This window comes from Hymenobacter sp. FMD4 (assembly GCF_058932745.1).
Genome location: NZ_JBZYWH010000012.1, coordinates 74,749 through 89,697 on the forward strand (window position 1 = coordinate 74,749; position 14,949 = coordinate 89,697).

13 protein-coding genes are annotated in these 14,949 nt (G+C 59.4%); 6 read left to right on the top strand and 7 right to left on the bottom strand.

The genetic code is table 11. The features are described from left to right. Nucleotides 1-72: 72 nt before the first annotated feature. The 3 genes from AC5FXY_RS12760 to gntA all read right to left on the bottom strand — a co-directional run bounded on the left by AC5FXY_RS12760 (nt 73) and on the right by gntA (nt 2,486). Nucleotides 73-927: a universal stress protein gene (locus AC5FXY_RS12760; RefSeq protein ID WP_493557070.1), complete on the bottom strand. Its 855-nt coding sequence runs from the start codon at nt 925-927 to the stop codon at nt 73-75. A 307-nt stretch (nt 928-1,234) separates the two neighbouring features. Further along, entirely contained in the window at nt 1,235-1,825 is a 591-nt protein-coding gene (locus AC5FXY_RS12765) for a DUF1989 domain-containing protein (protein WP_493557071.1), read from the bottom strand. Next, nucleotides 1,794-2,486: a guanitoxin biosynthesis heme-dependent pre-guanitoxin N-hydroxylase GntA gene (gene gntA, locus AC5FXY_RS12770; protein WP_493557072.1), complete on the bottom strand. Its 693-nt coding sequence runs from the start codon at nt 2,484-2,486 to the stop codon at nt 1,794-1,796. The genes AC5FXY_RS12765 and gntA overlap by 32 nt, the downstream gene beginning before the upstream one ends. Before the next feature lie 294 nt (nt 2,487-2,780). Here gntA and AC5FXY_RS12775 point away from each other — a divergent pair, with 294 nt between their 5' ends. Both AC5FXY_RS12775 and AC5FXY_RS12780 read left to right on the top strand, forming a co-directional pair. Then, on the top strand, nt 2,781-4,121 hold the full coding sequence (locus AC5FXY_RS12775) for a leucine-rich repeat-containing protein kinase family protein (protein ID WP_493557073.1): 1,341 nt from the start codon (nt 2,781-2,783) through the stop codon (nt 4,119-4,121). A 225-nt stretch (nt 4,122-4,346) separates the two neighbouring features. Beyond that, nucleotides 4,347-4,565 (top strand): CsbD family protein, encoded by a 219-nt coding sequence (locus tag AC5FXY_RS12780; protein WP_493557074.1) that lies wholly within the window; start codon nt 4,347-4,349, stop codon nt 4,563-4,565. A gap of 95 nt (nt 4,566-4,660) precedes the next feature. On the opposite strand, the gene AC5FXY_RS12785 is transcribed toward AC5FXY_RS12780, so the two are convergent. Next, on the bottom strand, nt 4,661-5,092 hold the full coding sequence (locus AC5FXY_RS12785; protein ID WP_493557075.1) for a hypothetical protein: 432 nt from the start codon (nt 5,090-5,092) through the stop codon (nt 4,661-4,663). 195 nt (nt 5,093-5,287) lie between these two features. After that, nucleotides 5,288-7,855: an alpha-amylase family glycosyl hydrolase gene (locus AC5FXY_RS12790; RefSeq protein WP_493557076.1), complete on the bottom strand. Its 2,568-nt coding sequence runs from the start codon at nt 7,853-7,855 to the stop codon at nt 5,288-5,290. Between the two features lie 295 nt (nt 7,856-8,150). Here AC5FXY_RS12790 and msrB point away from each other — a divergent pair, with 295 nt between their 5' ends. Then, entirely contained in the window at nt 8,151-8,606 is a 456-nt protein-coding gene (msrB, locus tag AC5FXY_RS12795; protein WP_493557077.1) for a peptide-methionine (R)-S-oxide reductase MsrB, read from the top strand. A 37-nt stretch (nt 8,607-8,643) separates the two neighbouring features. Here msrB and AC5FXY_RS12800 read toward each other — a convergent pair whose 3' ends face one another. Further along, on the bottom strand, nt 8,644-9,873 hold the full coding sequence (locus tag AC5FXY_RS12800; RefSeq protein ID WP_493557078.1) for a multidrug effflux MFS transporter: 1,230 nt from the start codon (nt 9,871-9,873) through the stop codon (nt 8,644-8,646). Nucleotides 9,874-10,542: 669 nt separating this feature from the next. Between AC5FXY_RS12800 and uvrA the strand changes: the two genes are divergently transcribed. Further along, complete coding sequence (uvrA, locus tag AC5FXY_RS12805) at nt 10,543-13,092, top strand: excinuclease ABC subunit UvrA (RefSeq protein ID WP_493557079.1); 2,550 nt, start codon at nt 10,543-10,545, stop codon at nt 13,090-13,092. Nucleotides 13,093-13,156: 64 nt separating this feature from the next. On the opposite strand, the gene AC5FXY_RS12810 is transcribed toward uvrA, so the two are convergent. Beyond that, complete coding sequence (locus AC5FXY_RS12810) at nt 13,157-13,549, bottom strand: hypothetical protein (RefSeq protein WP_493557080.1); 393 nt, start codon at nt 13,547-13,549, stop codon at nt 13,157-13,159. A 276-nt stretch (nt 13,550-13,825) separates the two neighbouring features. On the opposite strand from AC5FXY_RS12810, the gene AC5FXY_RS12815 reads away from it, so the two are divergent. After that, the gene (locus AC5FXY_RS12815) at nt 13,826-14,398 is read left to right on the top strand and encodes a class I SAM-dependent methyltransferase (protein WP_493557081.1); all 573 of its coding nucleotides are present in this window, start codon (nt 13,826-13,828) and stop codon (nt 14,396-14,398) included. A 114-nt stretch (nt 14,399-14,512) separates the two neighbouring features. Beyond that, nucleotides 14,513-14,932, top strand: a complete 420-nt coding sequence (locus AC5FXY_RS12820) for an STAS/SEC14 domain-containing protein (RefSeq protein ID WP_493557082.1) — start codon at nt 14,513-14,515, stop codon at nt 14,930-14,932. Nucleotides 14,933-14,949: the final 17 nt, after the last annotated feature.

Sequence of the window (14,949 nt, forward strand, 5' to 3'; positions counted from 1 at the left end):
GACCTAAAAACGGGAGCCCGCGACGCATTTATGCGCCGCGGGCTCCCGTTTGGTCGTGGAAAAGAGTACTAATCAGGGATGAAAGGTGAGTACTGGCGCCGAGGCATGTACCGCCACGCTCTCGGCAATGCTGCCCTGCAGGAAATGCCGCAGACCGGTACGGCCGTGGGTGAGCATTACTACCAAGTCGGCGTGGGCCAGTTCGGCATAGCGCGGAATGCCGGTGCTTACCTTGGGCGAGTCGTACACATCGGGCTCGTATGTCGTGATGCCGTGGCGCTGCGCAAAGGAGTGAATGCGCTCCAGCGCAGCGGGGTGGTCAGCGGCGCCGGGCACCACGTCGAGCAGGTGGAGCGTGGCTTCGGGGAAGGCGTTGGAAACCTGGTGCAGGCTGGGCACAGCGCTATCGGCTTCGGCTGAAAAATCGGAAGCAAATACGATGTGCTGCACGTCGAAATGCGGCGTGGGATGCTTCACGGTGAGCACCGCACATGGAGCAAGACGTACCAAGCGTTCGGCATGAGAATCGGATGCGAACAAATGCGAGCCGGGCGCCTGCTCGTGGGCTCCTACTACGATAAGGTCGATGCCGTATTCGCGCACCGTTTCGAGCACGGCATCATCCACGTCACCGATTTTGATGAGGTCGCGCACCTGCACCTCGCCTACGTTGCGGGCAGCAGCAGCTTCCAGCATCAGCTCGTGCATGCGGCGCTTGGTTACCTGCAATAGTTGCAACATAAATACGCCGTTCATGCCGGGGTCGTTGGTGAGGCCACCCGACGACGAGACGCCGCCGGAAGTGGGCGCATCTACCACGTGCAGCAGAGTAACGTGGCCGCCGGTGCGGTGGGCCAGTTGCAGCGCCAGTTCAAACGCATTGTGCGCTTCAGCCGAAAAATCGGTCGGAACAAGAATGTTTTGCATGGCCGGACAAGTGATAGGTGGGGTTTCCAACTCGCCCGTCAGCTAGAATGACTTCGGTGCTTAATTGGTCGATTAATATAATAAAATATTATTTAAGTTCACTGTATGGGTATAAGTCACGCTGGCTTGGTGTTCATAGCTAGTAAGTAATTGTGGGCGGTAAAGGGTGCAAGCCTCATGCAGATCAGCTACTAAATGCTACGACTGCACATGGCCTTGAAGCAAAATTCCCGGCGGAGCTGCCTGCACAGCTTCTCAGGCTCTTGCAGGCAGCTCCGCCGGGAACTGGCATGGGTGAGGACGATAATTAGCTCTGCACCTGATACCCGATGGGCTTAAACGAGTAGTTGTTCGACATTTCAGCCGAGCACGCTGTCATGCCTATAATCAGATCCATCTTGGCCTCCAGCACCAAGTAGTCGCCGGCGCGGCTTTTGGGGGGCAGCACGCCCACTTTACCGGTCTCGCCATCCACGGTCACGTGCATGAAAATGTTGAAACAGATGGGGATGGCGTCCGGACTGATGCCGTAGGGCGCTAACGCCTCGCTCAGATTGCCGAAACAGCCGCGGTGCGGGTGCTCGTGACCATAGATGATGCGGAAAGTATCGGCTGAGCAGGGCGTGAGCAGAAAGTCGTGCCGGCCCACCGTGTCTTCCACAATCTGAAACATCACGTTGGAGCGATTGGAGTAAAACGGGTGCCCAGTGGTCAGGAAGATGGTTTCGGCGTAGTCGATGGTGCGGCCCGAGGAGAGGTATTCGGCCAGGTCGTGGCGGTTGTAACACACAAAGTCCGACACCTGCTCGCCCTGAATATCCACCACGCGCAGGCGCTGGCCCTTGCGCAGTTCGAACGCGGTGCCGCTACGCGGCGGTATGATGGTCAGCTCGTCCATGTTGGCTTAAGAAAGGGCATTTCCAGGATTCGTCGACCAAGCGGCCGGTGTATTGGTAAGCTTCGGAAGCTTGGCCGAAGTCGCGGAGCATAGGGTTGATGGAGCCGGAGAAGGCTTCGTCGCGCTTGCGGATGGTTTTCTGCAAGTACTCGTAACGGTCCGTAGTACGCAACTGCTCAAACTGAGCGTGGGCATTGAACACGATGGTAGGATACCGGAACTGGCGGGCTGGCCGGCTACTGCCCGGGTGCAAGCCAATCACGAAAAAGGCTTCTTCCTTTAAGCTGAAGCTGAAGTCGGGCGAGTTTGGGTCGGATACCACGCGTGGGTCGTAGCCGTATTGGCGGGCGTCGAGGTTGGACAGAGCCTGCAGGCGCTGCCAAAACAATTCCTCAAACATGTTTTCATCGGGTGCCTCGGGGCCTTTAAAAATGACGGCGGCACTATGGAAGAGCTTGTCCGATTGGCGGTAAGCATCCACGAATTGGTACACAAACTGCAGAATGGCAGCGTCATCTTTGGGACAGGCCAAGTGGTCGACGACCAAGCACTGGAGTTGATTCCAGGTAAGCGCGGTTTTAGCAGCCACGCAAGGGAAGTCCTTGTTGTTGATAAACGCTAAATACTCCCCTGATATGGCGTTAGCTTCTTCATGAGACATCGGGAACGGGATTTGTTGAACAAAATGCGGCTTTTTGTTAAACGCATGTTCGACTTTACGCCCGGACGGGGTTATTGTTTTTAGGAGAAATTATTAAATAATAACGATGGGCTTCGGCTTTTCGGTGAAAGGCTGTAACCTGGGGGTAAAGGCCTTATTAGGCCGGATTAACTCGGCAGGTAGCTGCTTGAATCACGTTGGATTTTCTGCAGAACTAACCCGCAACCCAGACTTGCCGAACAGTCGAGCAGCCAACTGGTAGGTACTCCGGCGCCGGGGCGCGACCTTTGCCCGATGCATACGCTTGAACAGCTCCGGACCGGGCAGCTAGCCGGGGCCACCCGGCTCGACTTATCCTGCGGCCTCACTGAGTTTCCGCGCGAAATCTTTGCATTAGCCGATTCGCTGGAAATCCTCAACCTTACCGGTAATGCACTGTCGTCCTTGCCCGACGACTTGGGCCGCCTGCACAAGCTGCGCATCCTGTTTTGCTCCGACAACCGCTTCACCACGGTACCCGAGGTACTGGGTCAGTGCGCCGAGCTGAGCATGGTGGGTTTCAAGGCCAACCAAATACGAACGCTGCCCGCGGCCGCGTTGCCCGCCAAGCTGCGCTGGCTGATTCTTACCGACAACGAATTGGAAGCCCTTCCCATCGAAATCGGAAACTGTGCGCAGCTGCAAAAGCTCATGCTGGCCGGCAACCGGCTGGAGCACTTGCCCCTGACCATGGCGGCCTGTACTCGGCTGGAGCTGCTGCGCATTGCCGGCAACCGCCTGTCGTCGCTTCCCTCATGGCTGCTGACCCTGCCGCGGCTGTCGTGGCTGGCCTATTCGGGCAACCCCTTTGCCGACGAACTGGAAGCTGCCGCCGTGGCTCAGCAGCCAATTGCCGATATTGAGTGGGGAAGCCTGGCGGTGCAGCAGCAGCTAGGCGAAGGTGCCTCCGGCGTTATTTACCAAGCCCGCTGGGAGCAGAGCGGTACCACCTCGCCGACCGACGTAGCGGTGAAACTGTTCAAAGGTGCCGTGACCAGCGACGGGCTGCCGCGCAGCGAAATGGCTGCCTGCATAAGTGCGGGCAGTCACCCCAACCTGATTGCCGTAGCCGGCCGGGTTGCGCTGCATCCCGCAGCGGCCGAAGGTTTGGTGTTAGAACTAATTGAGCCACAATTCCGCAACCTGGCGGAGCCACCTAGCTTTGCCACCTGCACCCGGGATGTATACGCGGCCGGCACTTATTTTACCCTGGCTGCGCTGCTGCGTCTGGCGGGCGGCATCGCATCGGCGGCGCGGCACCTGCACGGCCGCGGCATCCTGCACGGCGACTTATATGCGCACAACATCCTAGCCACTACCGCCGGCGACTGCCTGCTGGGTGACTTTGGAGCCGCCAGCTTTTACGACCCCGTTTCCACCGGCGCGGCGCTGGCGCTGCAGAGGTTGGAAGTCAGGGCCTATGGCTGCCTGCTGGAGGAACTGCTGGAGCGCTGCACTGTCCCCGACGACGCCCCTGATGCACTAGCAACTCTGCAGCAGCTACAGCGACGCTGCACCCTGCCCAATGTGATGGATCGGCCCCTGTTTGCCGAGATTGATGAAGTGCTTGCCGCAGTGCAGCAGCTAATGAACTGACTAACGCTGCAGGCAATTGGCAGCTAGGTAAAGCCGCGAGCTTGCGCCTGATTGACTGGTTCTTAACGCCGGAATGGGCGCCAAACTATTAGCTAAATGCTAGGGCCGGGAACAAGGCTTGGCATGCAGCAGAAAAACGCTGGCAGACGAGGCTAGCTAATGTCTGGTTGCCAACCTTTTGATTCAGCGTACGTTAGCTCAACTACACACCAATTCCCTACGACCATGGACCTGAATAACAATAGCTTCAACGACTCTTCCGAACTGCGTGCCCGTGGTGGCTGGAACGAAGTAAAGGGCAAGGCCAAGCAGCAGTGGGGCCACCTCACCGACGACGACCTGGACTACCAAGAAGGTAAGCAGGACGAGTGGTTTGGCCGCTTGCAACAGAAAACCGGCCAGTCAATCGACGAACTAAAAGCTTGGTTTCAGCGCAACTTCTAAGCACCGGGACCAAGCAAAAAAGCCGGCCCGCTTCCTGTATCATAGGAAGCGGGCCGGCTTTTTTGTGGTATTGCTAGTGGCTAATTATCAGCTGTTCATAATCCTGAATCCGTTGGCATGCTCAGTACCTTAACGCCGGTCCAAGCCCGCGCCTCTTCCAAGCTAGTGAAGCGGCGCACTTCAAGCGGAATTACTTCTGTTACCTGCTCGACCCTGTTGCTGATCAGAAACTGATTGAGCGGGTCTTCTGACTGAATGAGAGCAAAACGGGTAATGCCGGATTCCACAAAGCGCGGCAGGATCTGGGTGGTTACCCATTCCAGATCGGCTGGGCGAACCGGCCCTAGGCGACGGTCGTCAGCTATCCAAGCGGTGGCTTGGTGCTGTTGGGCCAAGGCGAGGGCTTCGGTAATGGCTTGGCGCAAAAAGGAACTGCTGACGTAGCCGCGCCATTCGGCTTCAATCACCCGCGAAGCGCCTTCGTGCAGGTAGAGATTCAGAAACGAAAACGAAGCGAGCAGAATCATCGGGCCGGATTAAGGGGCGTCTGAAACAGGTTGTAAAGCAAGTCGATGGCAACAAAATTACGCAACGAGCTTAAGACCTGTTGAAAATTTAGCTCCGGCAGTGCTTCCGTAACCCCGACAGAAACTCAAGTCCTGCCGGGGCTACAACGAGGTGACCACATTAGCCCAAACAGTCAACTGTCTGAGACGTCTGTTTTAATGCACTACCAGTAGGCGCTGCACCGACACAGCCTGGCCTGACTGAAGCCGAACAAAGTACGTGCCGTTGGTCAAGGTGCTTACGTCGAGCGTGTGGCGGGTGCCGCTAAACTTCTCGGTGCGGAGCAAGCGGCCCTGCAGGTCATATACCTGTATCTGAGTAGCGGCGCTTACCGTGCCGGACACCTCCAGGCGGACCTGCTGGGCAGCCGGATTGGGATAGAGTTGTGGCGCAAAAGCAACCTGCGCGCCCGTGGTGGCGGTGGGCTGCGTGGGCGTCAGGCGGAGCATCAGGGTCTGGTTGCCGGGCAGCGAAGCCACCGTCGGCGTCCAGTTGCTAAAGGCACCCTGCGCATCGATGATAACTGTGCCAGCGGTCTGGCCCGAAAGCAGTTCCGTAACTTGGTAGGTGCCGGCAGCCAAAGTAGAAAGCGTAGTGCTCAGGCTGAAACCCGAGGCGGCCGTGCTGCTCAGGTTGGATACCATTACTACGGCTTCCTGCTGGTAAATGCGGGCGTAGCTCAGCAAGGAGCTGGCCGTAGCCGTTACGGGCAGCAAGTACCCTTTGCGCAGGGCGCTGTGGTCGTTGCGCAGGTGAATGAGCTTCTTGTAATGGTTCAGCAACGAAGCCGGATCGGCCTGTTGGGTCGCCACGTTGAACTGGGCAAAGTTGCTGTTGATGCTGCGCCAGGGCGTGCCCGTGGTAAAGCCCGCCTGCGTGCCGGCGGTCCATTGCATGGGCTTGCGCTTGTCTTCATCGGGGCCGCTGCCCAGCAGACCTACTTCTTCGCCGTAGTACAGGAAGGGCACGCCGGGCATAGTGAGGTACAGTGCGGCGGCCTGTTTCATGCGCGCTTGGTCGCCGCTAAAGGCGCCCATTACGCGGTCCTGATCGTGGTTGGTGAGGAAGGTAGCGTACTGCAGGCGCGGGTAGGAGCGGTCCACCAGCGTCAGTTGATTACGCAGGTTGGTGGCGTTGCCGGAGTTCACACCGTTGATAATGGCCGAAGCCAGATCAAACTCGAAGCATACGTCCAGCCGGTCGTTGAGCACGTAGGGCACTACGGCGGCGGTATTGGACCAAGCTTCACCCACGGTAAAGGCATTGGGGTTGGCGGCACGCACCGTGTCGTGAAATTCTTCCAGCAGGCGGAAGGTCTCGGGGGTATTTTCGAGGGTGTTACCGGTCTCGTCAAGGTACTTTACCGCGTCAAGTCGGTAGCCATCCACGCCTTTCTGAAGCCAAAAGCGGGTGGCGTCCCACATAGCGGCTTTGAGCTGCGGATTGCGCCAGTTCAGATCGGGCATGCCGCCCCAGAAGATGCCATAGTAAAAGGCGCCGTTGCGCTGGTGCCACACCTGCTGACCCCAGGGACCGAGGTAGCCCGGGTTGGTAGCCGACCACCGGAACCAGTCGCGGTACTGATTGGTAGCGCTGCTGGCCGACTGCGTAAACCACGGGTGCTGGCTGGAAGAGTGATTTAGCACCAGGTCGATAATCACCTTGATGCCGCGGTTGTGCGCGGCCGTCAGGAAGGCTTCAAACTCGGCCATCGTGCCGTAGTCGGGCTCGGTAGCTTTGTAGTTGGTCACGTCGTAGCCGTGGTAGCTCGGCGACTCCATCATGGGCATCAGCCAAATGCCGGTGATACCCAGATCGGAAGTAGTGGCCGGGTTGCCGTCGTTCAAGTAATCGAGCTTCTGCGTGAGGCCGGCAAAGTCGCCTTGTCCGTCACCGTTGCTGTCGTAGAAGCTGCGAACAAAGATTTCGTAGAACACGGCGTCGTTCCACCAGTAGGTGGGGTAGGCCGAGAGCGAGGGGCCGCAAGCTTGGCAGCTGGCAAAGCACGAAGTGGGTGTGGTGTTGGTAGCGGCCGTGGCATCGAACACGCGGTTGAGGGTGCCGGCGCCATCGTCTACGCCGCAGGCGGCGGGTACGGTCTCGGCATTGGCCAAGGTCGTGCCGTTGACGAAGCGGTACTGAAAGCGCATGGGGGCGGGCAGGGAGAGCCGCACCTCGTAGATACCGTCGCCGTTGTCGTCGCTAAGCGGAATGGCCGCGGCGTTCCAGTTGGGGCCGTAGCCAGCCAGCGCCTGAAAGTTACCCATTACGTGTACGCCCGCCGGCGACACCGTTTGGCCAGTCATGTTCACGGCGAAGCGCACTTGGGTATTGCAACCCCCAAAGGTCACGCTGGGCAGGCGCACGGCCGAGCCGCCTACTATCACCTGCCGGTTGACGTTGTTGGCGCCATCGGCCACGCCGCAATCGACGGGAGGCAGTTCCGCGCCATTCCAGCTGTTGCCGTTCACAAACTTATATAGGTAAGTGCCCGCGGGCACGTTTACCGTCACCTCGTAAATGCGGTCGTTGTCGGGGTCAGTGAGTCGGGTAGTGCCGGGGTTCCAGTCGGCTGGAAAGCCGGCGGCGGCCTGGAAGTTGCCGGCCACGTGCACGCCGCCCGGCGCCACAGTCTGCTGGCTCATATCCACGCGGAAAGTAAGCTGCACGGCTTGCGCAGCGAAGGCGTGGAAGGCCAGCACGAAAAGTAGGAGGTGTTTCATCAGCAGGTTTTAAGGCTGTTCAGATGCGGAAAAGATTGGGTAAAGTTACTGCTGATGGCTGCTTTTAACAGGATTTATTTGTGCTGTTTATATAAGAGTATTCTAGGTGGGATATTGAAAGGCAGTGTGATACATAAAGTGTGGTTTGATGATAGTGGTTCATGTTCAAATCCGATAAACCAGTGACTGTAAAGTTGGTTTCGACCGGTCCGGCAGGCAGGACTCGTCTGCATTCGTAAAAGGTCGCACCGGCTGTGAGTCGCGCCGTAACTCGTCGCCGTTGCGTACACGCACCATGTTGCGCTGGATCGACGTTCTAAAATTCGCCACGTATAGCAACCCCGAGCCGCCGCACCGGGTGCAGAAATCAGAAGCGGACTGGCAAGCTCAACTCACGCCGGCGCAGTACGGCATCATGCGGGAGAAAGAAACCGAGCCGCCGTACCGCAATGCGTATTGCCGCTCCTACGAAACGGGCTTGTATGCCTGCGTCGGCTGCGGCAGTCTGTTATTTGGCTCGGCTCAGAAGTACCACGCCATATCCGGCTGGCCTAGTTTCACGCAGCCCATCCGCAAAAATGCCATTTGTTATGCGTTCGACAACAGCCACCATATGCAGCGAATGGAGGCCCTTTGCAACGTGTGCGACAGCCACCTCGGCCATGTATTTCCCGACGGTCCAGAGCCGGCTGGCCTGCGCTACTGCATCAATTCCGAATGCCTGATTCGGCTGGATAAGCAGGAGAAGTAAATGCGCGGTGAACTAGCGACGAAGCTTCGGATTCGGTTTAATGCACCGGCTCCGCGAGCTGCATTTCCAGGCCTTCCGGCTGCGGCTGAATCTTGCGGCGTCCGACGAGCAAGATGCCCAAGGCCAGCACCGAAGTAGCCGTCATCACAGCTACCATGGGCACGGCGGTGTGGTTGTTGAACACGCTCACGGCCGCCGATGCCACTGCGCCCAAGCCCATCCGAATAGCGCCCATCAGAGCCGATGCACTGCCCGCTTTTCGGGAAAACGGAGCTAATGACAAAGCCGCCGTATTAGGGCTGCTGAAGCCCAGGCAGCACAGAAAAACGAACAGCATGGCAATGGTGCCATACAACCCCAGCCAGCCGCTATACATAAGGGCCAGAAACACGAGGCTGGTAGCTACCTGGCAAATCAGCGCCACGAATACCAATTGCTCGTTGCGGTAGTAGCGCAGCAGTACACTATTGACTTGGCTGGCCCCGATCAGGCCCACCGACAAGCCCGCGAAAATCCAACCGTACATTTTGGCATCGACGCGGTAGATGTCCATGAACACCAGCGGCGAGTCGGCGACGTAGGCGAAGAGGCCGCAAAACGACATGGCGCCCGTGAAAGTGTAGGTATAAAACTGCGGCTCGCGCAGCACCTCCCAGAAGCCCGTCAGGATGGGGCGGGGCTTAAGCGAAAGCGTGGTGTCGGGCACGTAGGTATTGGGCAGCCAGAGCCAGCAGGCCAGCAGCAGTACCGCCCCCATTAGGCCTAAAGTCACGAATACGCCCTGCCAGCCGAAGGCCGCGGTGACGTAGCCGCCCGCCGTGGGCGCAATCATGGGCGAAAGACCTACCACCAGCATCAGCAGGGCAAACACTTTGGCGCTGTCCTTCACTGGGAACAGGTCGCGCACCATGGCCATGGACGCCACCGCCGCCGCGCAGCTTCCAACGGCCTGAAAGAAGCGCAGGGCGATAAGCCCATCCACTGTGCGCACGGCGGCGCAGGCCACCGAAGCCGCGATGTACAGCAACAAGCCAATATAAAGCGGTTTTTTGCGCCCAAAGCGGTCTAGTAGCGGTCCGTAAAGCAGTTGCCCGGCCGAAATACCCACGAAGTAGCTGGAAAGCGACAGCGCCACGCGGGCCGCCGTGGTGCCGAGGTCCTGCGCAATGGCCGGGAAGCCTGGCAGGTACATGTCGATGGAAAAGGGGCCCAGGGCCGTGAGGCTACCTAGAATAAGGATCAAGAATAAATATTGCTGCTTCGACATGATGGCATCGACAAACTGGAAGGGCTAGGGTTGCTGCGGCACCCCAATTGGCACCGCATCAGCATCAAGCCCTTGCCCCAGACGCGTAAAACACAAAGAGAACTACACAGGCATCGGCAGGTGACGCTAGTGTCTTGGAACCTCGCAGGCCAAGAGGGGTTTCGCATCGATACACATTCCCTCCTGCACATGCGCGGCACAAAGTAACGGCACAAACGAAGGATGCATACGCAAAGCCGGTCCGCCCGATCAGCTATTGGGATGGTGAGACGAGAGTGTTGAGGCCGGCTAAGCAAGTTCCCATCCTCAGATGAGGAGGGGTTAGGGGTGGTTGATAATCGTTGTCTATTTAGTTCGTCCTGTCGAGTCTGCTGCGCCAGAAGTAACTGACCAAGATCTATCACGCGCTCCTCCTGAACGTCATGTCGAGCTTGTCGAGACATCTCGCTGGATAGTAATCCATCCAGTAGGACTACTCAAAGCCATCAGCACGCGAGATGTCCCGACTGCGCTCGACATGACAAACGCCGTGAGCGAGTTCCAGGCTTCAGCTACCCTCAACCCCTTGCCCGCCAGACTACTGCCTGCCGGGGTTGGATGCTGCCGCGCCGCTTGCGTATGAGGGTTCCAAACCAATGGTTATTTCGCAGCGGCACCGACAACTCAGCTATGGCATCAAAGGCTCACTCTTCGGCAGCGGCCGACTTCACTGGTTTCGTGCGCGTACGTGGCGCCCGGGAGCACAACCTTAAGAACGTCGACCTGGACATCCCGCGCGATGCGTTGGTGGTGTTCACCGGCGTATCGGGCTCCGGCAAATCGTCCTTGGCCTTTGGTACCCTATATGCTGAGGCACAGCGCCGCTACCTGGAATCGGTGTCGCCGTATGCGCGGCGGCTCTTTCACCAGATGGCCGTGCCTGAGGTAGATACCATCGAGGGGCTGCCGCCGGCCGTGGCCCTGCAGCAGCAGCGCGGCACGCCCACCACGCGCTCCTCGGTGGGCTCCGTCACTACGCTCTCGAACCTGCTGCGCATGCTCTACTCCCGCGCCGGCGACTACCCCGCCGGGCAGGGCATCATCTACGCCGAAGCCTTTTCGCCGAACACGCCCGAAGGTGCCTGCCCCACCTGCCACGGCCTGGGCCGCATCTACGAAGTGACGGAGCAGAGCATGGTGCCCGACCCCACGCTTACCATCCGGGAACGGGCCATTCAGGCCTGGCCCCTAGCCTGGGGAGGCCAAAACCAGCGCGACATCCTCGTGACGCTCGGCTACGACGTGGACCGGCCCTGGCAAGAACTGCCGCAGGAGCAGCGCGACTGGATCCTGTTTACCGACGAGCAGCCGGTGGTGCCGGTGTACCCTGGTTATACGCCCCAGGAAACGCAGCGCGCCCTTAAGCACAAGGAGCAGCCCAACTATATGGGCACCTTCAGCAGCGCCCGGCGCCACGTGCTGCACACTTTCGCCAATACCCAAAGCCCCCTGATGAAGAAGCGGGCCCTGCAGTACATGCTCAGCACCGCCTGCTCGCTGTGCCAGGGCAAGCGCCTGCGGCCCGAGTCGCTGTCGGTTACTTTTGCCGGGTTGGATATTGCCGAGATGGCCGCGCTGCCTCTGAAGCGGGTAGCCGGACTCCTGCGTCCGTACGCTGAAGGAACGGCTAAACGCCAGGACCACGACGCGGAGCATCCTGAGCAGGCCATTGTGGCGCAACGCATTGCGCAGGATCTGGTAGCGCGCCTCGCGGTGCTGCTCGATCTGGGCCTGGGCTATTTGTCGCTGGAACGCAGCACGCCCACCTTGTCGCCGGGCGAGCTGCAGCGCCTACGGCTGGCCACGCAGCTGTATTCCAACTTGTTCGGCGTGGTTTACGTGCTGGATGAGCCTTCTGCTGGCCTGCACCCCTCGGATACCGAAGCCCTACTCAAAGCTTTGCACAGCCTCAAAAGCGCCGGCAATTCGCTCTTCGTGGTGGAGCATAATCTGGACGTAGTACGTCAGGCTGATTGGCTGGTGGACGTGGGCCCGGCCGCCGGTGAGCGGGGCGGGGAGGTGCTCTACAGCGGCGCGCCCGCAGGTTTGGCCGATGTCGCCGCTTCCCAAACGCGCCGCTACCTGTTTCATGCCGATAAAGAAGCCGCTGAGTGGCGGGAGCCGCGCACGCCCCGCGGCTGGCTGCGGCTTGCCGGCATCACGCGCAACAACCTTGAGGGGCTCGACGTGGCGTTTCCGCTGGGTGTGCTCACCACCGTTACGGGCGTGTCGGGCTCCGGAAAGTCCAGCTTGGTCAGCCAGGTGTTGGTGGAGCTGGTAGCCGAGCACTTGGGGCAGGAAATCGAGGCTGAAGAAGAAGCCGAAGCCGACCCGCTGGAGCGTGCTGCCCCCGCCGCTACCGGCGGGCACATCGTGAGCGGGCTGGAGCAGATTAAGCGTTTGGTGCGCGTCGATCAGAAACCCATCGGGCGCACGCCGCGCTCCAACATGGCCACCTACACCGGCCTGTTCGACCACGTGCGCAAGCTGTTCGCGGCCACGCCCGCCGCCCGCAAGCGCCGCTACGATGCCGGCCGCTTCTCTTTCAACGTGGCCAAGGGTCGCTGCGAAAACTGCTTGGGCGAAGGCTTCGTGATGGTGGAGCTGCTGTTTCTGCCGAGCGTGTACGCGCCCTGTCCTGTATGCCACGGCGCCCGCTACAACGCCAAAACCCTCGAAATAACCTACCGCGACAAGAACATAGCGGAGGTGCTGAGCCTGACCGTAGACGACGCCTGGCAGTTCTTCGACGAGGAGCCTGCTGTGCACCGCGCCCTCACGGTGCTGCGCGAAGTGGGCCTGGGCTACTTGCGCCTCGGCCAGCCTGCTACCGAGCTGTCGGGCGGGGAGGCGCAGCGCATCAAGCTGGCCACGGAGCTGCAGCGCCAAGGCCGCGGCAATTCGCTTTACGTGCTCGACGAGCCCACCACCGGCCTGCACCCTGCCGATGTGGAGAAACTCATGACGCAGCTGCAGGGCCTGGTAGATGCCGGCAACACCGTCATCGTGGTGGAGCACGACATGCGCGTGGTGGCTGGTAGCGACTGGGTTATCGACATGGGGCCCGGCGCCGGCGACGAAGGCGGCCACGTAGTAGCTCAGGGTCCGCCAGCCGACGTGGCCAAAGCCAAGCAAAGCCGCACGGCGCCGTACTTGGCGCGTTTTCGAAGCCAGTCGTAAGGCGCAACTCTTGGTTTGAGGTAGAAGCTCCGACTAGCAGGCATGACGCCAGTCGGGGACTGGGCTACCTGCCGGTAGCCTCGCCCTGCTCGTTCGGCTTCTGTTCGTAAGCGTTGTAGTCGCTGAGCAGAAAGTTGGCCAAGGCGATACCGAAAAACGGTATGAAAAAGCGCCGGGCATTGCGTTGCTTCAGGGCGCCGATTAGCCACGGCAGCACCAGTAGAGCGGGCACGAAGGGGATTTCCACGAGGCCGTGCACTCGTAGCGGCACCCAGCGCTTTAGGCCTAGCGGGTGGTCGGTAGTGGCATTGAGCAGCCCTTGGGCGCCGGCGAAAGTGTAGCACAGCATACGGGCCGGCCCCTGCAGGCCCAAGAGGGTAGGAGCCAGAGCTTGCAAGGTCACAAAGCCATAATCAATGGCGCCGTGGGCCTTCGGGCGGATGGGTTTACTGCGCATAGCGTCGGGCTTGGGTTACAGATCCTCAACGAACGAGAACCTAGTGAGTTATGGCCCAGCTTGAGCCCAATTGTGCATGATTTAGAGGCAAGTGAAGGATGTTGGTGTTGCTAACTTGATCAAGCACTTCCTCAAGCAGCACCGCCGCCTCTGGATTGCCGAGGGCGTTGATGGCTGCACAACACGCTCTTCTGATCAAAAAGCCTATTCCAGGACCGCCTTCATACGGCGTAGCAGCGTACAAGAAGCCGCTCCTAAAACCGCAGCTTTTTCTTTATGGCTTCTTTTCTCGAAGAGTTCATCCGAAACCCCGCCACCGTCGGATCCATGGTGCCCAGCTCTGCAGAGCTTACCGAGCAGGTTATGGCCCCCATCGACTTTGCTACGGCCAAGTGCATTGTGGAATACGGCCCCGGCACCGGCGTTTTTACCGAAGCCCTGCTGCGCCGTCGGCGCCCCGAAACGGCCTTGGTGCTGGTGGAGGTAAACCGGCGCTTTAGCGAGTTGCTGCGTGAGCGGTACGCCTCGCACGCCAACGTGCACATCATCCACGGCTCGGCCGATAAAACGGCGGAGTACCTGCGGCCGCTGGGCTTCAGCCAAGCCGATTATGTAGTATGCGGGCTGCCTTTTTCTTCCCTGCCGCGGCGTCTGGGCTGGCGCATCATGGAGCATACCCGGCAGCTGCTAGGGTCAGCCGGCAAGCTCGTTTTATTTCAATATTCGCTTCGCAATACCCGGTTGTTCGAACGCTTTTTCCGACCCATCAGCCGCCAGCACGTGCTGCTGAATCTTCCGCCGGCCCACGTGCTGGTATACGCGCCTGCTGAACCTGCGCCCGGGCATTGATCGGGATGAATTTGTAGTACTTTTAAGCGGAAAGGCCCAGCCTAAGAAGTAGGCGCGTTCTTGGGCCACAGCCGGCTCCGGCCGTAAGTGGGTGACTGTCGATTTGCTGAGGTCATGAAAACAACGCTTACTAATGCTTTCGGCAAAGTGTACTTGACCATCGAGTACGATGAGCAATACCGCTTTGTATACAATAACTGGATCGGCTATCAGACCTACGCTGGTATCGTAGCCGGTGCCAATGCTTGCTTGGAGGCGTTGAACACGCACCAGTGTCCTCTTTTGCTTAACGATAACAGCTTGGTGGTGGGCCCTTGGGACCACGCTGTGGAATGGATTGCTACTGACTGGACACCTAGGGCTATAGCCGGTGGGCTTACGCATTTTGCCCATGTGGTCAGCCCCGAGTCCTTTGCCGCTCTTTCTGCAGAGGCCATGCACCAAAGCATCGGGCAGCATTTTCAGATGCGCACTTTCAGCAACAAGCAGGAGGCTCACCGCTGGCTGCAGGAGGCGCGGCAGCTGGTGTCGTAAACGTCGGGCGGCAGTGA